Below are 16,963 nucleotides of genomic sequence, written 5' to 3'. Positions count from 1 at the left end.
AGGATGCGGGCCGGACTGGCCTGCATAGTGCAGCCGACGCCCCGCGGGTCCTTCCCCGGAGGAGTCGTTATGCCAACATTCATAGTGACAGGGTGCTACACGGCGGCGGCGTTGAAGGGCATGATCGCCAATCCCAGCGACCGCGCCGAGGGCGCACGGTCGGTGGTCGAGGCGTCGGGGGGCAAGATGCTCTCTTACTACGCCACGACCGGCGCCACCGACTGGATGGTGATCGTCGAAATATCCGACGTGCACGACCTGCTGGCCAGCCTGATGGGGGTCGGTGCCTCGGGCATGGTGAGCAATATCCAGACCGTCCGCGCGTTTTCGGCCGAGGAACTCATGGACATGCAGAAGAAGGCCGGAAAGGCGGCGCAGAGTTACAAGGCGCCGGCCTGAGCCCCAGCCTGGGCCCCGGTCTGGGCCTTGGCCTGCGCCCCGGCCTGTATCAGAGATCGGGGGCGGCTGCGTGCCGCCCCTTTTCCGTGGCGCGGTTCAGCTGCGGATCACCGCGCCGGGGTTCATGATACCCGCCGGGTCGAGCGCCGCCTTGATCGCCCGCATGGCCGCCAGTTTCGCCGGGTCGGAATAGCGTTCCAGATCGGGGACCTTCAGCCGCCCGATGCCATGTTCGGCGCTGACCGAGCCGCCCATCTTGGCCACCAGATCATGCACGCAGCGCTGCACATCGGCGCGGATCGCCTCGTACTCCTGCTTCTTCCGGCCCTTTGGCGGAAAGACGTTGTAGTGCAGGTTGCCGTCGCCGAGATGGCCAAAACAATTCACCCGGAAGTCGCCCAGTTCGGCCAGCCGCTCCAGCCCCGTGCCGATGAACTCGGGCAGGGCGCTCAGCGGCAGCGAGACGTCGTGGCTGGCGATTGCGCCGATGTGGCGGTTGGCCTCGGGGATGCGCTCGCGGATCTCCCAGAACTGCTGCGCCTGCGCCTGCGATTGCGCGACCAGCCCGTCGCTGACCAGCCCGGCCTCCATCCCCGCGGCAAACAGCGTCTCGAGCGCCGCTTCCGGGTCCATGCCCTGCGCCAGCCCGAGGTCGACGAGCACGCACCACGCCGGGGCCTCGGGCCATGGCTGGCGCAGATCGGGCAGCGCCTCGGTGAGAAAGTCGAAACTCATCCTCCCGATCAGTTCGAACGCGCTGACCATCTCGCCCAGTTGCGTACGCGCAAGCGCCAGAAGCTCCAGCGCCGCGGCGGGGCTTTCGACGGCGAGCAGGGCGGTGCCGGTGCTGGCCGGAACCGGCGAGAGTTTCAGCGCCGCAGCGGTGATCACCCCCAGCGTGCCCTCGGCGCCAAGCAAGAGCCCGCGCAGATCGTAGCCGGTGTTGTCCTTGCGCAGCCGCTTCAGCCCGTGCCAGATCGACCCGTCGGGAAGCACCGCTTCCAGCCCCAGAACCTGCTCGCGGGCGTTGCCGTAGCGCAGCACGTTGAGGCCGCCGGCGTTGGTCGAGAGCAGCCCGCCAATGCGGGCGGTGCCCTCGGATGCCAGTGACAGCGGGAACAGCCGCCCGGCCTCTTGCGCCGCGCTCTGCACGTCGGCGAGCACCGCGCCGGCCTCGGCGACGAGCACATTTTCCTGTGGGTAGACTTCGCGCACCGCCGACATGCGTTCGAGCGAGAGCACCAGCGGTGCGGGGCCGTCGGGGGCGATCTGTCCGCCCACCAGCCCGGTGCCGCCGCCGTAGGGGACGATCCCGACCTGCGCCGCGTTGCAGGCGCTGACAATGGTCGAAACCTCCTCGACGTTGCGCGGCAGTGCCACCCAGCCCGAGATGCCCTGCCAGCGTCCGCGCGGCTCTTCGAGATAGCGCGGCTCGGCGCGGCGCAGCGTGCCCTCGGGCAGGGCGCGGCTCAGGGTTTGTGCAAAGGCGTCATCGGCGGCATTCAGGGGCATTGCGGTCTCCGTTTCCTGCGCCCGTGATAGCGCGCTCACCGGCGATGCCAAGCCCTGCGCGTTCGGTCGCGATCCGCGCGAAGCGGCGGTAAAGCGGGGTCATCAGCAGCGGGGTCAGGAACATCGGCACCTGATAGCAGCCGATGAACAGCAGCAGCGGGTCGGTGACGCTGACCGGCAGTGCCACAAGAAAGAGGCCGATGTTGCGGTTCCCGGCGATCATTGCCAGCGCCTCCAGCCCCTCTCGCCGCCCGGCGCGCGCAAGCCCCCAGCCGACCAGCATCTGCGGCCCGAGGTTGGCGAGAAAGGCAAGCGCCAGCCATCCCACAAGCTCGGCCGGGCGCTCTAGCAGGGCGGGGCGGATTTCCGAGGTCAGCGCGAGCACGATTACGGTCATCAGCAGCGCCGAGGCACCGTCGAGTTGCGCCAGCGCGCGCGGGTGCGGATCGGGCAGCAGCCGTGGGCGCAGGGCAAAGGCGATGCCCGTGGCCAGCAGGATCACGACGAGCAATTTCAGTGAGGCCCCGAGAATGCCGCTGGCGCCGCCAAGTGCGGGCAGCAGGGCAAAGACCGGCAGCGTCGTCAGCGGCAGCATCAGCATGCCGAGGATCAGCAGCCGCAGCGCCGGGCCGGGGTCGCCGCCGACCATGAGCGTCAGATTTGGGCTGCTGGCCAGCGGCGCGGCGGCCAGCATCAGGGTCAGCGCCAGCGCGACGGGGCTGTCCAGCATGCCGAAGGGCGCAAAGAGCGCCAGCACCACCAAGGGCGCGACCAGTTGGAACGCCAGCGTGGCGCCGAGGTTGCCGCGCAGGTGCCGGGCCGCGCCAAGCGCCGCGCGCGGGCCGATGCGCAGTGCCGCGGTGAACAGCATCAGCGCCACAAGTTCCGACAGCCACGGGCGGACGAATTGCGCCACGCCGGGCACCGCGATTCCGAAGGTCAGGCCGATCAGCATCAGCCAGCGGGCGTGGCGGGCGAGAAAGGGCAGTGGGCTCACGCGAAGCGATCCGGCGCGAAGGGCGCCATGTCGATATTGGGGCGCTGCTCGCTGATCAGTTGCGCCAGCAGGCGGCCGGTCTTGGGGCCGGCGGTCAGCCCGACGTGGTCGTGCCCGAACCCGAGGAAAGCGCCTTTTACGCCCGGCGCCGCGCCAATCAGCGGCAGCGAGTCCGAGACCGAGGGGCGATGGCCCATCCATTCCACCTCGTGCTTCCAGGTCAGCCCGGGCATGGCGCGGGCGATGCAGCGGCGCAGCAACTCGAAGGGCGCCTTGGAGGGCGGCGCGTCGAGGCCGCCGAACTCGACGATCCCCGCCAGCCGCAGACGGCCTTCCATCGGCGTGGCGACGAATTTCTGCGCCGCAAACATCACCGGGGCGCGGGGCATCATCGAGGGCTCCCACAGTTCGAGGTGATAGCCGCGCTCGCTCTCCAGCGGGGCCGCGACGCCCAGACGCTTTGCCAAGGGGCCGGACCAGACGCCGGTGGCGACCGCGGCGGCGTCGCAGGGCAGGGTCTCGCCGCCGATGCGCAGGCCGCTGAGCGCGCCGCCCTCTTCCACAAAGTCGGTCACCTCGCCGATCACCAGTCGCGCGCCAAGGCTTTGCGCGTGGTCGGCCAGCGCTTTGACGTAGGCGCCGGGGTCGGTGATGCGGCCATGATCCGGTTGCCGCACGCCGAGCGTGAAGCTTTCGCTCATCGCCGGATCGTAGCGCTGGAAGGCGCCGTTTTCGAGCACCTCATGGGCAAAGCCGAGCGCGCTTTTGGTCTGCCACGTGAAGGCGTCGGCTTCAAAGGCGGCGCGGTCGGGATAGGCGTAGACATAATCCCCCGGTTCCAGCCACTTCTCGGCCGGGGTGCCGCTGGCGAGCGCCTGATGGTCGGCCAGACTGTCGCCGATCAGCGGTGTGATCGCATGGGCGCGGCGCAGGGCGGCTTCGGCATTGGCCTCGCCCATGTAGCGGCGCAGCCATGGCAGCAGCTTCGGCAGGTAGGACCAGCGCAGGAACAGCGGCTGATCGGGATCGAGCAGCATCTTCGGTGCCTTCGCCCAGAGGCCGGGGCCGGGCACCGGCAGCACCGCCGCTGCCGCCAGCACGCCGCCGTTGCCGTGGCTGGTGCCTTCGGCCGGGCCTTTGCGGTCGATCAGCACCACCTCGTGACCATCGCGCAGCAGCGCGATCGCCGTGCTGACGCCGACAATCCCCGCACCGATCACTGCCACCGTCTTCTTCATAGTTGGTCCCTTGCGCGCTGTGGTTTGTCGCCGGATTTACGCGGCTTTTTCATCGCGCGCCATAGGGCGCTGTTGTGGCAGCTTGTGCAAGGGGGGCTATGGCGCGTGCGGGACCGATGCGGGACAGATTCAGGGGCGAGCTATGAGGAGGAAGGGCATGGGCGCATGCATGGCTGCCCCTTGCGAAATGTCGCGCAAGAGATAGGGGTTGCAGTTGGTGCTGTCGCCCGGACTCAAGCCGAAGGCGCCGGGCGAGCGACGGCCCGTCCCGGCGGGCTGGCGCTTTGGTCACGGAGCACGACGTTCGATGGGTGTCCGGATTTGGCTTGCATGAAGCGCTGACCCCAAGTGGTGCAGCGCCAGCCCACGGGCGGTGGCTCGCCCGGCACCTTCTTGCGTAGTCTGAGAAACGAAAAGGGCCGGAGCTTTTGCCCCGGCCCTCCATGTTTAGAACTGAGGCCTCACATCGCCGCGCGGAACAGCGCCTCGAGGTTCTCTTCGGTCAGTTCGATCGGGTTGCCACCGCAGGACGGGTCCTTGATGGCGCCTTTCACCAAGTCGGGGATCGCCTCCTCGGTGACGCCGAGCGCGGTCAGCCCCTTGGGCACGCCAAGGCTGTCGTTGAGTTCGTCCACATAGGCGCAGAACTCGTCAAAGCCGCCCTCGATGCCCAGATAGCCTGCCGCCTTGTCGAAACGCTCGCGGATCGCATCGGCGTTGAATTTGAGGACGGCGGGCATGCAGACGGCGTTGGTGGTGCCATGGTGGGTGCCGAAATGTGCGCCGATGGGATGGCTCATGGCATGGATCGCGCCGAGGCCCTTCTGGAAGGCGGTGGCGCCCATGGCGGCGGCGCTCATCATCTGGGCGCGCGCCTCGATGTCGGTGCCGTCGGCGTAGGCGCGGGGCAGGTACTCGATCACCAGCCGCATGCCTTCGAGTGCAATGCCTTGCGACATTGGATGGTAGTGCGGCGAGGAGAACGCCTCGACGCAATGGGCAAAGGCGTCGAGCCCGGTGCCGGCGGTGATCGCCTTGGGCATGCCGACGGTCAGTTCGGGATCGCAGATGACGACCTCGGGCAGCATCTTGGGGTGGAAGATGATCTTCTTTTCGTGGGTTTCGGCATTGGTCAGCACGCCGGCGCGACCGACCTCGGACCCGGTGCCTGCCGTCGTCGGCACGGCGACGATGGGGGCGATGGCGTCGGCATCGGCGCGGGTCCACCAGTCGCCGATGTCCTCGAAGTCCCAGACCGGGCGGGTCTGCCCGGCCATGAAGGCGACGCATTTGCCAAGGTCGAGCCCGGAGCCGCCGCCGAAGGCGATCACCCCGTCATAGCCGCCCGCGTTGTAGGCCTCGACCCCCGCGGCGAGGTTGCGCTCGTTGGGGTTGGGGTCGACGTCCGAGAAGAGGCCGCAGTGCAGGCCCGCGGTTTCCAGCACGGCGATGGTGCTCTCGGTGACCGGCAGCGCGGCGAGGCCGCGGTCGGTGACCAGCAGCGGCTTGGTGATGCCGGCCTGCGCGCAGGCGGCGGGCAGTTCCGCGATGCGGCCCGCGCCGAACTTGATGGCGGTGGGGTAGGACCAGTTGGCGGTGAGGCTCATTTCGTCACCTTCTTCAGATGGTAGGATTTGGGACGGGTGAGGTTGTGATAGCCGATGACCGACAGGCCGCCGCCGCGCCCGGTCTGCTTGCAGCCGGTCCAGCACAGGCCGGGATCGAGATAGTCGGCGCGGTTCATGAAGATGGTGCCGGTTTCGATAGCGTCGCCGACCTTCTGCGCGCGCTCTACATCCTGCGTCCAGAGCGCGGCGGTGAGGCCGAAGGGGCTGTCGTTCATCAGCGCGATGGCCTCGGCGTCGTCTTTCACCGGCATGATGCCGACGACGGGGCCGAAGCTTTCGTCGCGCATGACGCGCATGTCGTGGCTGACATTGGTGAGGATCTGTGGCGTGAGATAGGCGCCGCCGTCGTCCTCGGGGAAGGTGTCGACATGGGCGGTGGCGCCCATCTCCAGCGCCTCTTTGATCTGCGCGCGCACCTCCTGCGCAAAGCGCACGTTGGCCATCGGCCCGATGGTGGTCGCCTCGTCGAGCGGGTTGCCGAGCTTATAGCCTTTGACCACCGCCACGGCCTTTTCGACGAAGGCGTCAAACAGGCTTTCATGCACGTAGATGCGCTCGATGCCGCAGCAGCACTGGCCGGAGTTGAACATGGCGGCATCAATCAGCGTGTCGACTGCCGCGTCCACATCCGCATCCTCCATCACGTAGCCCGGATCCTTGCCGCCAAGCTCCAGCCCCAGCCCGGTGAAGGTGCCTGCCGCGGCACGCTCGATGGCCTTGCCGCCGCCGACAGAGCCGGTGAAATTGACGAAGTTGAAAGCGCCCTCGGCGATGAGCTCGGACGTGGTGTCATGATCGAGATAGAGGTTCTGGAACACCGCCTCGGGCACGCCGGCCTTGTGGAAGGCATTCGCCAGCCGCTCACCCACGAGCAGCGTCTGCGTTGCGCCCTTCAGCACCACGGTGTTGCCGGCGATGAGGGCGGGGGCCACGGTGTTGATCGCGGTCATATAGGGGTAGTTCCACGGCGAGACGACAAAGACCACGCCATGCGGCACGCGCTTTATGTAGCGTTTGAAGGTGGCATCCTCGCCGACCTCGATGTCGGCCAGCGCATCCCCGGCGATCTCGGCCATATGCGAGGCGCGTTCATTGAAGCCGCCGAACTCGCCGCCGTAGCGGATGGGGCGGCCCATCATCTGCGCCAGTTCGGGCACGATCTGATCGTTCTGCGCGCCGATCTCGGCGACACCCTTCATCACCAGTTCGATGCGCTCGGCCAGCGGGCGCGCGGCCCATTCGGCCTGCGCGAGACGGGCCGATTTCGCGGCTTCGCGGGCCATCTCGAGGCTCAGCGTCTCGCGCGAGGCGAAGACCGATCCGTCAATGGGGGAAATGCAGTTCAGCGTTGTCATAGTGTCCTCTTCACGCTCTCTCGAAGCCGCGCGCCAGTTCATAGTCGGTGACGGCGCGGTCGAAATCCTCCTGCTCGATCCGGGCGGCATGGGCGTAATGCTCCATCACCATATCACCGAAGGCCGCATGCATCATCTGAGAGCCGGCAAAGGCGTCGATGGCGGCGCGCAGGGTGTTGGGCACGTCTGGCACATCATCCATGCTGTAGACGTCGCCTTGGGCGGGCGGGGCCAGTTCGAGCTTCTCTTCGATGCCCGCCAGCCCTGCGGCCAACTGCGCGGCGCAGGCAAGATAGGGGTTCATATCCGATCCGGGGATGCGGCATTCGATGCGCACGCCCTTGCTGTCTTCGCCGACGAGGCGGAAGCCGGCGGTACGGTTGTCGATGCTCCACGCGGTCTTGGTGGGGGCAAAGGTGCCGGGGGCGAAGCGCTTGTAGCTGTTGATGTAGGGGGCCATGAACAGCGTTATATCCGGGGCGTATTTCAGCAGCCCCGCAACATAGTGCTGCATGGTCTGCGACATGCCATGCGCGCCGCTTTCGTCGTAGAAGACGTTCTCGCCATCCCTGAACAGCGATTGGTGGATATGCGCGGCGCTGCCGACCCGGTCGGACTGCCATTTCGACATGAAGCTTGCGGCGTGGCCGTGCTGATGGGCGATCTCTTTGACCGCGTGCTTGGCGAGCGCGTGGTGATCGGCGCAGGCCAGCGCGTCGGCGTAGCGGATGTTCAGTTCCTCCTGACCGACCTCGGCCTCGCCCTTGGTGCACTCCACCGGCACGCCCATGGCGTAGAGGTGATTGCGCAGCGGGCGCATGACGTATTCCTCGCGGCTGGTGAGCTGGATGGAATAGTCCTGATTGTAGGGCGAGAGCGTTTCGAGATCACGCCAGCCACTGTGGCGGATCTCGTCAAAAGAGCGGGCGAAGAGGAAGAACTCCAGTTCGGTGGCCATCATCGGGCTGAAGCCCATGGCCTCGGCGCGGGCGATCTGCGCCTGCAGGATCTGGCGCGGGGACTCGGGGGCCGGGGCGTGGGTGTGGTGGTCCATCACGTCACACAGGATCATCGCGGTGCCCTCGAGCCATGGCACGGGACGCAGCGTCGCGAGATCGGGCTTCATCACGTAATCGCCGTAGCCCGAGGCCCAGCTGGTCGAGGCGAAGCCCTCGGGAGTGCTCATCACCAAGTCGGTCGCCAGCAGGTAGTTGCAGCAATGGGTCTCGTCGATCGCTTGCTCGAGGAAGTTCGAGATGTGGAAGCGCTTGCCCTGCAGACGGCCCTGCATGTCCACGATGCAGGCGAGCACGGTGTCGATCTCGCCGGCCTTGGCGGCGTTCTTCAGTTGGTCGAGGGTCATCGGGACGGCCATTCCGGGCTCCTTGCTGGGCGCATCGCGACGCGCGCGCGGACTTATCTGCATGGGGGATCTAGAGGTCCGGCCCCCGCGCGGGCTGCGCGGAGGCCGGATGGGTTAGGGCATCTGGCCTCAGAAGGTGTAGGGCGGGCCGGCTTGGTTGATGACGCCGTTGTACTCTTCGAAGATCGACACGACCTTGGCGTGCACTTCGCCTTCCTGCGCGATCTCTTTCCAGAACGCCTTGGCGGCGTTCTCGACCTCGGCCCACTCTTCGGGCGGCACCGAGCGCAGTTGCAGCTTGTCGCCGGTGGCACGCAGCTTGGCCTCACCACCCCAGTACCACTGGTTGCGGTAGGTGTCGGCGGCTTTGATCGCGGACATCACCAGCGTCTTGAGGTGCTCTGGCAGATCGGCCCAACGCTGCTGGTTGACGAAGATCGAACCAATCCACGCACCCGAGATGTTGTTGGTCAGGAAGTAGTCGGTCACATCCGCCCAGCCGACGGTGTAGTCCTCGGTGATGCCCGACCACGCCATGCCGTCAAGCTCGCCGGTCTGCACGGCAACCTCGGCATCCTCGTAGGGGATGTTCACCGGCACCACGCCGAACTGGCTCAGGAAGCGCCCGGCGGTGGGGAAGGTGTAGAGCTTCAGCCCGTCAAGATCGGCAAGGCTGGTGATCTCTTTCTTGGTGTTGAAGTTGCACGGGTCCTGACCAGCGGCGGACAGCCAGGTCACGCCGACCTTTTCGTATTCCGCGCGCCAGATGTCGGCGAGGCCGTATTGCTCGAAGAGCACCGGCACGTCGAGGATGTGCTTGGTGGCAAAGGGGAAGTAGCCGCCGAAGACGCGCATAGGGGTCGGCGAGGCCATGGAGTCGTCATCCGAGTGCACGGCGTCGATGGTGCCGCGCTGCAGCGCCTGAAACAGCTCGCCGGTCGGCACGATCTGGTCGGCGTAGTAAAGTTCGATCTCCAGTTCGCCCTGTGCGGCGGTGTTGATGTAGTCGATGATCGGCTTGGTCACCTGTTCGCCAAGTGCAGCGCCCGCGTAGGTCTGGAAGCGCCATCTGATCGGCTCTTGGGCGCGGCCGATGGAGGGCGCGGCCAGCGCTGCGGGGGCGGCGAGGGCGGCCCCGCTGAGGATCTTGCGTCGTGTCAGTGTCATCTCGTCTCTCCTGTTGTTGGGTTTCGGTCTGTGCCCCTCTTTGCGGGGGTCTCTTTGTTAGTTGTCGTAAACCAGGTCCGGCAGCCAAAGGGCCAGCTCGGGGAAGATCATGATGATGGCAAGCACCACGGTCATCACCATCACGAAGGGGATGATCGAGGTATAGATGTCGCGCAGGCCGATCTCGGGCGGTGCCATGGCGCGCATGAGAAAGAGGTTATAGCCAAAGGGCGGCGTCATATAGGCGATCTGGCAGGTGATCGTGTAAAGCACACCGTACCACACCAGATCGAAGCCGAGCGCGCCGACCAGCGGCACGTAGAGCGGCGCCACGATGACCAGCATCGCCGTGTCATCGAGGAAGGTGCCCATGACGATGAAGCTCAGTTGCATGAGGATGAGGATCATCCACGGGCTGAGGCCCAGCTTCTCGGTGAAAAGCGTTTCGATGGCGTTGACCGCGCCCAGCCCGTCGAACACCGCGCCAAAGGCGAGGGCGGCGAGAATGATCCACATGAACATGCACGACACACCCAGCGTTTGGCGCACCGAGTTCTCAAAGACCTCTCGGGTCATGCGGCCTTTGATCACCGCGGCAAGGAAGGCTGCGATGGCGCCGATCGCCGAGCTTTCGACGAGCGAGGTCCAGCCATTGACGAAGGGCACCATCATCACCGCGAAGATGATCAATGGCAGCAGGCCAGCGCTCAGCAGGCGCAGTTTTTCCGACATGGGGATATCGCGGTCGGCCTTCGGCAGCACCGGGCCGAGCGCGGGGTTCAGGCGGCAACGGATGATGATGTAGATGATGAAGCCCGTCGCCATCACCAGCCCGGGCACGATCCCGGCCAGCCATAGTTGCCCCACCGGCTGCCGGGCGATCATCGCATAAAGCACCAGCACCACAGAGGGCGGCACGAGGATGCCCAGACTTGACCCGGCTTGGATTACCCCCGTGACCATGCGCTTGTCATAGCCGCGTTTTAAAAGCTCGGGCAGGGCGATGGTGGCACCGATGGCCATGCCCGCCACCGACAGGCCGTTCATCGCCGAGATCAGCACCATCAGGCCGATGGTGCCCACCGCCAGCCCGCCGGACAGGCCGCCCATCCAGACGTGGAACATCTTGTACAGATCGTCGGCGATTTTTGACTCCGACAGCACGTAGCCCATGAAGATGAACATCGGCAGCGTCAGCAGCGGATACCACTTCATCAGCTTCATCGACGCGGCAAAGCCGAGGTCAAAGCCGCCCCGGTCGCCCCAGAGGAAAAGCGCAGCCAGCACGGCGACAAAGCCGATGGCACCGAACACGCGCTGGCCGGTCAGCAGCAGGCCGAGCATGCCCGAGAACATGACGATAGCGATCAGGTCTTGCGACATCAGATTTCCTCTCCGCGGATGCGGGCGATGTCGCGGAAGAACTCGGCGACGCATTGCAGGATCATCAGCGTGACCCCGAAGCACAGGATGACCTTCACCGGCCAGACATAGGGGCGCCACGCGCTGGGACTGCGTTCAAGGTATCCCATCATTTCGCCCGCAGCGCTGGGCCCACCGGTGACGAAGGCCCAGATGAGTTGAGCGAAGAAGGTGAAGGGCTCGGTGCCGAAGTAGCCGAAGCTGTAGGCGGTGGAACTGACCGCGCCCCACAGCAGCACGCCAAGGTAGAACAGCAGGAACCAGATGGTGATCACGTCGACCATCGCCTTCCGCCGCGGCGACCAGTCGCCATAGAAGAAGTCCATGCGCACGTTCGAGCCCATCTGGATCGAATAGGGGCCACCCAGCACGTAATAGGCGACCATGATGAACTGCGCGGTTTCCAGCGTCCAAAGCGTGGGGGTGAAGAAGGTCTTCGACACCGACGACCACAGCAGGACAGCGATCAGGGCGAAGATCAGGTACATGGCAAACCGCCCGATGAAGCGGTTCATCCGGTCGATGACACGTACGTAAGAGACCATGGCCTCAGGCATTGTTCGTCTCCGTCAGTCCAAGCCCCGCCAGCGCCGGGCGCAGCAGGGTCAGCAGTTCGCCGGCGATGGTTGCGATGCCGGTCTCATCGGCCAGCAGGTCGTTGCGCACTTCGATCATCACGTTCGGCAGATCGTTTCGCATGCCGTGCAGCTTGAGCGAATGGGTCACCCCGTCCTCGGGGCCGTAAGGGTCGTTGCGGGCGATGCGGCGACCGGGCAGGCGAGCGGCTTCTTCGAGCATGAAATCCGCAAGCCGGCTGTCGTCGTCGTGCAGGATACCGATCTCGACCTCGCGCTTGATCCCGAACCATGTCGGGGTGAAACTGTGCACGGTGATCAGCGCGAAGGGCGTGGCCAGTGTCTTGCGATTGACCACGGCACCGGTGACGGCGGCGCAGAACGGATCGTAGATGTCGCGTGCGCGTTGGGCGCGAGTGGCGGGGTCGAGGCCCTGATTGCCGGGCACTGCGATGGTTTCGGTCTTTTCGGGCATCGCCGAGGGCGCCTCTGGCGGGCGATTGAGGTCATAGACCAGCCGCGAGATCGTGCCTGCCACCAGCGGCCCGTCCAGCGCCTCGGCAAGACGGTCCGCCAGCGCCAGCGCGCCCGGATCCCACGCGGCGTGGCTTTGCCTGTCGGCGTCCGAAAGGCCGAGGCCGTCATAGCGTGCGGGGATGGCGTTGGAGGCGTGTTCGCACAGGAACAGCGCCGGGCCCTTTCCCATGGCCCTGCGCACCTCGAATGCGGTCGCGTCCCCTTGCTGCACGGCTGTCCCCCCTCGTCTCTGGAAAAACCTTTCCATGGGGTCTGTAATGCGTCAATATTTTTTCAGAGCGGATTCCCGCAACGCTGGACGACGGCAATGGGTGACGTGTATCTGCTCAAAAAATCGACCGCAGGCGAAGAGGAGCCGCAGGTGACCAGCCCGACAGGCACCGTGCGCCAGCTCATCCGAGAGCATTATGCGCATCTCACCAACTCGGAGCGCAAGTTCGCGCAGGCGCTGCTCGACGACTATCCCGGCGCGGGGATCGCCTCGATCACCGCCGCGGCCTCAACCGCCGGCGTGTCGACGCCGACGGTGGCGCGGATGGTGCAGAAGCTGGGGTTCAAGGGCTATCCGGCCTTCCACGCGGCGCTGTTGTCTGAACTGCAGGCCAAAGTTTCGGGGCCCGAGGCGCGGCGCGCGGTCTGGGCGTCGGAGGCGCCGGAGTCGCATCTGCTCAATCGGTTCGCCGAGGCGGTGACGCAGAACCTGCGCCAGACCTTCGCCAATATCGACGCGGCGCAGTTCGACGCGGCGGCGCGGCAGCTCGCCGCCACCGACGGGCGGCTTTACGTGGTGGGCGGGCGGATCACCCGCTCGCTGGCGGAATACGCTTTCACCCATTTTCAGGCGATCCGGGCGCGGGTGACGCATCTGACCTCGTCGTCGGCCACATGGCCGCACTACGTGCTGGACATGACCGAGGGCGACACGCTGCTGGTCTTCGACATTCGGCGCTATGAGGAGAACCTGCTTCGGCTGGCCGAGATCGCACGGGCACGGGGCATGCAGGTGATCTTAATCACCGATCAATGGGCGAGCCCGATCTCTGGCGTCGCCGACCACGCCTTCAACTGCTGGGTCGAAATCCCCTCGGCGTGGGATTCCAACATCTCCACCTTGTCGCTGGTCGAGGCGCTGGTGGCGGCGGCGCAGGAAGAGCGCTGGCCCGATGCCCGCGAGCGGTTTGAGCGGCTTGACGAGCTGTTCGAGCTGACGCGTCTGTTCCGCAAGCCATGAGGCCAAGCGTGCCGGTCACCCGTAACGGACAAAAGAAGCCCCCGGCGCTGTGAGGGGCGACGGGGGCAGGCGGGGAGAAACAGGCTCCCTTGGGGTATGTGGTGCGGGGGTATGTGGTGCGAACGGGGGTCAGAACCCCACGGCGTCGGCGCCTTTCGTGTCCAGTATCTCTCGGGCCTCGTCGGGGGTGGCGAGTTCCAGCCCCAGCCCCTCGACGATCTGCCGGGCCTTGCTGACCTGCTCGGCGTTGCTGCGCGCCAGAACGCCGGGGCCGGCCCAGAGCGAATCTTCGAGCCCGACGCGGACGTGCCCGCCCATGGCGGCGGCCATGGCGGCGATGGGCAACTGGTTCTTGCCCGCGCCCAGCACCGACCAGCGATACTGATCGCCAAAGAGCCGGTCGGCGGTGCGCTTCATGTGCATCACGTCATCGGGATGCGCGCCGATGCCGCCCATCAGGCCGAACACCGTCTGGATGAACAGCGGCGCCTTCACCAGCCCTTGGTCGAGGAAATACTTCAGGTTGTAGAGATGCGCGGTGTCGTAGCATTCAAACTCGAACCGTGTGCCGAGCGCGCCCAGCGTGGTGAGAATGTGTTCGATCTGCCCGAAGCTGTTGTTGAAGATGATGTCCTTGTTGCCGACATAGTCGCGTTCCCACTGGTGGGCGAGGTCGGGAAAGCGCTGCAGCATCGGGAACAGGCCGAAGTTCATCGACCCCATGTTCAGCGAAGCGATCTCGGGGCGGTGGCTCTGGGCAGGGCGCACGCGCTCTTCGATGCTCATGGTGGGCGCGCCGCCGGTGGTGATGTTCACCACCACGTCCGAGCGTTGCTTGATCACCTTGAGAAACGGCGAAAACGCCTCGGGCGTCTGATCGGGGCGGCCGTCCTCGGGATCGCGGGCATGCAGGTGCACGACCGCGGCGCCAGCCTCGGCGGCGCCGATGGCGGCGTCGGCGATCTCGGAGGCGCTCACCGGCAGGTATTCCGACATCGACGGGGTATGGATCGCGCCGGTCACGGCGCAGGTGACGATCACCTTGCGTGTCTTGGCCATGTCGTTATGTGCCTCAGACCAGCGCGTGGGCGCGGCAAAGCGTGGCGAGCATCGGTGTCATCTTGGTCCTCCCCTGCGCGTAGATTCAAAGATCACACCAGATTCTGGTGACCCGAGTTCGCGGGGCAGTGTTTCCTCCCTTGCCACGCGATCTACTGTTGCGGTCTTGTCCGTTCTGGTGTGATCTGAGATCACAGTTTCATAAGGGCTCGGCAAGAGTCAACGGGGAGATAGGGGATATGGGACAAATTTCGCAAACGTCACCGCCGCAGCGGCCGCGTACGCTGGCCGATCAGGTGCATGAAACCTTGTGCGAGATGTTGCTGTCGGGGCAGCTCAAGCCGCGCGACCGCATTTCGTTGCGCGATCTGGCCGAACGGCTGGACGTATCGATGATGCCGGTGCGCGAGGCGGTGAGCCGGCTGGCGGCCAGCGGTGCGTTGCTGGTGGAGCCGAAGCGCGCGGTACAGGTGCCGCTGATCAGCGCCGCCGAGTTCGAGGACCTGACCGAGATGCGCGTGCTGACCGAAGGGCAGGCGGCGCGGCTGGCCGCCGAGCGCGCCTCGGCAGAGCAGGTCGACGAGATCCTGTCGCTGGCGGCGCGGTTCGAAGATCTGCTCGACACCGCCTATGGCACCGCCGAGCCGGTGGCCGCCAACAAGGACCTGCATTTCGCGCTCTATCGCGCTGCCGGATCGCCGGTCCTGATGGATGTGATCCGGATGCTCTGGCTCAAGGCCGGGCCGATCATCAACTACGACATCGGCACCAAGGCCAGCGTTCCGCTGGCCGAAGAGATGACCCGTTCGCGCACGCACCATTCGCGCAGCCACCACCGGCAGCTTTGCGAGGCGTTGCAGGCCCGCAACGCGGAGGCGGCGGCGCAGGCGGTGATCGAAGACATCCGCGTGGCCTCGGAGTTGATCCGGGCGCGCGCGGTGGAGGAAATGGAAGACAGCAGGAGGAGGTTGTTGCCGTGAATTTGGAACTTGAAGGCGCGCGGGTCATCGTCACCGCCGGGGCGCAGGGCATCGGGCGCGCAATCGTCGAGGGGTTCGTGGCGGAAGGCGCGCGCGTGGCCACCTGCGATATCGACGACGGCGCCTTGGCGGATCTGCCGCAAGAGGTGTGGCGCCAGCATTGCGACGTGTCGGACCCGGCGCAGATCGAAGGCTTCATGCAGGCGGCTATCGCCGAGCTTGGCGGTCTCGATGTGCTGGTCAACAACGCCGGGATCGCCGGACCGACGGGGCCGGTGGAGGAGATCGACCCGGCGGAGTGGGAGCGCTGCCTGACGGTCTGCCTCAGTTCGCAGTTCCACTGCGTCCGTCATGCGGTGCCGGCGCTGCGCGACAGCGGCAACGCCTCGATCATCAACCTGTCGTCCATGGCGGGGCGAGTCGGCTTTGCTCTGCGCACGCCCTACGCGGCGGCGAAATGGGGGGTCATCGGGTTCACCAAGTCGCTGTCGATCGAACTGGGTGGCAGCGGCATCCGCGCCAATGCGATCCTGCCGGGCATCGTCGCCGGCGACCGCCAGCGCCGGGTGCTGGATGCCAAGGCGCAGCGCCTCGGCCAGAGTTTCGAGGAGGTCGAGGCGGCGGCGTTTTCCTACACGTCGCTCAAGGAGTACGTCGAGCCGCAGCAGATCGCCGACCAAATCCTTTTCCTCGCCAGCCCGCGCGGGCGGACGATATCCGGCCAAGCGGTGTCGATCTGCGGCGATTGCCAGATGCTGGCGTAACGCGCGGCGCGGTCCCCCGGCTCAGCCTTGCGGCTGGGCCGCGGTGTTGGCCGGGTAGGGGGCGACCGCCGCGTCGGTGCGTTCCAGCACCAGCAGCGTCATCATGCCCACCGGCGGCAACGCGCGGCGCTCCACCAGCCTCAGCCCCGGCGTGTCCAGCACCACCGAGATGTCGAAATCCGAATGCCAGCCGATACGGTCGGCGAATTTCGCGGTGCGCCGCGACAGATGCGCCAGCGGCCCCTGCTTGCGGGCGAAATGGTTCGACATCACCAATTGTCCGCCGGGTTTGAGCACCCGCACCATCTCGCGCATCACGCGCTCCGGCTCGGGCACGACAGAGATCATGTGCATCGCCACCACCCGGTCGAAGCTGGCGTCGGCAAAGCCAAGCTCGCGCGCGTCCATGCGTTCCAGCGCGGCGATATGCGGCAGCTGCATGCGCGCGACGCGGCGTTCGGCCTGTGCCAGCATCTCGGCGCTGTAGTCGACGCCCGTCACCTTCATGTGGCGCGGCAAAAGCGGCAGCGACAGGCCGGTGCCAACCCCCACTTCCAGCAGCGTGCCCCCCTCTGGCCCGGTGATCCGGCGGCAGGTGGCGCGGCGCGCGGCTTGCGTGATGGCGCCGAAAGTCTGGTCGTAGATCGGGGCCCAGCGGGCGTAAACGGTTGTGGCGGCGCGTGGATCCAAGATGCCCTCCCTGCATCACCGTCCCGGGACGTGCGGAACGGTTACG

16 protein-coding genes are annotated in these 16,963 nt (G+C 66.3%); 4 read left to right on the top strand and 12 right to left on the bottom strand.

Annotated elements, in window-relative coordinates; all coding sequences use genetic code 11:
- The first annotated feature begins 69 nt into the window (after positions 1 to 69).
- Positions 70 to 399, top strand: coding sequence for a GYD domain-containing protein (locus tag ACXAJT_RS03555; RefSeq protein WP_475233099.1), 330 nt, complete (start codon positions 70 to 72; stop codon positions 397 to 399).
- A gap of 96 nt (positions 400 to 495) precedes the next feature.
- Here ACXAJT_RS03555 and ACXAJT_RS03550 read toward each other — a convergent pair whose 3' ends face one another.
- The 10 genes from ACXAJT_RS03550 to ACXAJT_RS03505 all read right to left on the bottom strand — a co-directional run bounded on the left by ACXAJT_RS03550 (position 496) and on the right by ACXAJT_RS03505 (position 12,362).
- Entirely contained in the window at positions 496 to 1,911 is a 1,416-nt protein-coding gene (locus tag ACXAJT_RS03550) for an FAD-binding oxidoreductase (RefSeq protein WP_475233098.1), read from the bottom strand.
- Positions 1,889 to 2,908 carry a hypothetical protein gene (locus ACXAJT_RS03545; RefSeq protein ID WP_475233097.1) on the bottom strand — a complete coding sequence of 340 codons (1,020 nt, stop codon included), beginning with the start codon at positions 2,906 to 2,908 and terminating at the stop codon, positions 1,889 to 1,891. Before ACXAJT_RS03545 ends, ACXAJT_RS03550 begins: the two co-directional genes overlap by 23 nt.
- Positions 2,905 to 4,146, bottom strand: a complete 1,242-nt coding sequence (locus tag ACXAJT_RS03540) for an NAD(P)/FAD-dependent oxidoreductase (protein ID WP_475233096.1) — start codon at positions 4,144 to 4,146, stop codon at positions 2,905 to 2,907. The genes ACXAJT_RS03545 and ACXAJT_RS03540 overlap by 4 nt, the downstream gene beginning before the upstream one ends.
- Positions 4,147 to 4,607: 461 nt before the next feature.
- The gene (locus ACXAJT_RS03535; RefSeq protein ID WP_475233095.1) at positions 4,608 to 5,753 is read right to left on the bottom strand and encodes an iron-containing alcohol dehydrogenase; all 1,146 of its coding nucleotides are present in this window, start codon (positions 5,751 to 5,753) and stop codon (positions 4,608 to 4,610) included.
- On the bottom strand, positions 5,750 to 7,129 hold the full coding sequence (locus ACXAJT_RS03530; protein WP_475233094.1) for an aldehyde dehydrogenase family protein: 1,380 nt from the start codon (positions 7,127 to 7,129) through the stop codon (positions 5,750 to 5,752). The genes ACXAJT_RS03535 and ACXAJT_RS03530 overlap by 4 nt, the downstream gene beginning before the upstream one ends.
- 10 nt (positions 7,130 to 7,139) lie before the next feature.
- Positions 7,140 to 8,504, bottom strand: coding sequence for a glutamine synthetase family protein (locus ACXAJT_RS03525; RefSeq protein ID WP_475233093.1), 1,365 nt, complete (start codon positions 8,502 to 8,504; stop codon positions 7,140 to 7,142).
- A gap of 117 nt (positions 8,505 to 8,621) precedes the next feature.
- Complete coding sequence (locus ACXAJT_RS03520) at positions 8,622 to 9,659, bottom strand: TRAP transporter substrate-binding protein (RefSeq protein ID WP_475233092.1); 1,038 nt, start codon at positions 9,657 to 9,659, stop codon at positions 8,622 to 8,624.
- A gap of 57 nt (positions 9,660 to 9,716) precedes the next feature.
- A complete protein-coding gene (locus tag ACXAJT_RS03515; RefSeq protein ID WP_475233091.1) occupies positions 9,717 to 11,042 on the bottom strand; it encodes a TRAP transporter large permease in 1,326 nt (441 codons plus the stop codon).
- Positions 11,042 to 11,638, bottom strand: coding sequence for a TRAP transporter small permease subunit (locus ACXAJT_RS03510; RefSeq protein ID WP_475233090.1), 597 nt, complete (start codon positions 11,636 to 11,638; stop codon positions 11,042 to 11,044). Before ACXAJT_RS03510 ends, ACXAJT_RS03515 begins: the two co-directional genes overlap by 1 nt.
- A complete protein-coding gene (locus ACXAJT_RS03505; protein WP_475233089.1) occupies positions 11,631 to 12,362 on the bottom strand; it encodes an N-formylglutamate amidohydrolase in 732 nt (243 codons plus the stop codon). The genes ACXAJT_RS03510 and ACXAJT_RS03505 overlap by 8 nt, the downstream gene beginning before the upstream one ends.
- A gap of 192 nt (positions 12,363 to 12,554) precedes the next feature.
- On the opposite strand from ACXAJT_RS03505, the gene ACXAJT_RS03500 reads away from it, so the two are divergent.
- Positions 12,555 to 13,424: a MurR/RpiR family transcriptional regulator gene (locus tag ACXAJT_RS03500; RefSeq protein WP_475233088.1), complete on the top strand. Its 870-nt coding sequence runs from the start codon at positions 12,555 to 12,557 to the stop codon at positions 13,422 to 13,424.
- A gap of 129 nt (positions 13,425 to 13,553) precedes the next feature.
- Here ACXAJT_RS03500 and kce read toward each other — a convergent pair whose 3' ends face one another.
- Entirely contained in the window at positions 13,554 to 14,483 is a 930-nt protein-coding gene (kce, locus tag ACXAJT_RS03495; protein WP_475233087.1) for a 3,5-dioxohexanoate:acetyl-CoA acetone transferase, read from the bottom strand.
- A 239-nt stretch (positions 14,484 to 14,722) separates the two neighbouring features.
- Between kce and ACXAJT_RS03490 the strand changes: the two genes are divergently transcribed.
- Together ACXAJT_RS03490 and ACXAJT_RS03485 are read left to right on the top strand one after the other, a co-directional pair.
- Positions 14,723 to 15,463: a GntR family transcriptional regulator gene (locus tag ACXAJT_RS03490; protein WP_475233086.1), complete on the top strand. Its 741-nt coding sequence runs from the start codon at positions 14,723 to 14,725 to the stop codon at positions 15,461 to 15,463.
- A complete protein-coding gene (locus ACXAJT_RS03485; protein ID WP_475233085.1) occupies positions 15,460 to 16,227 on the top strand; it encodes an SDR family oxidoreductase in 768 nt (255 codons plus the stop codon). Before ACXAJT_RS03490 ends, ACXAJT_RS03485 begins: the two co-directional genes overlap by 4 nt.
- Before the next feature lie 21 nt (positions 16,228 to 16,248).
- Here ACXAJT_RS03485 and ACXAJT_RS03480 read toward each other — a convergent pair whose 3' ends face one another.
- Positions 16,249 to 16,917, bottom strand: coding sequence for a class I SAM-dependent methyltransferase (locus ACXAJT_RS03480; protein ID WP_475233083.1), 669 nt, complete (start codon positions 16,915 to 16,917; stop codon positions 16,249 to 16,251).
- Between the last annotated feature and the right edge of the window lie 46 nt (positions 16,918 to 16,963).

The organism is Salipiger sp. ABF4_146 (assembly GCF_056161345.1).
This window is presented reverse-complemented; position numbering and strand designations above follow the sequence as displayed.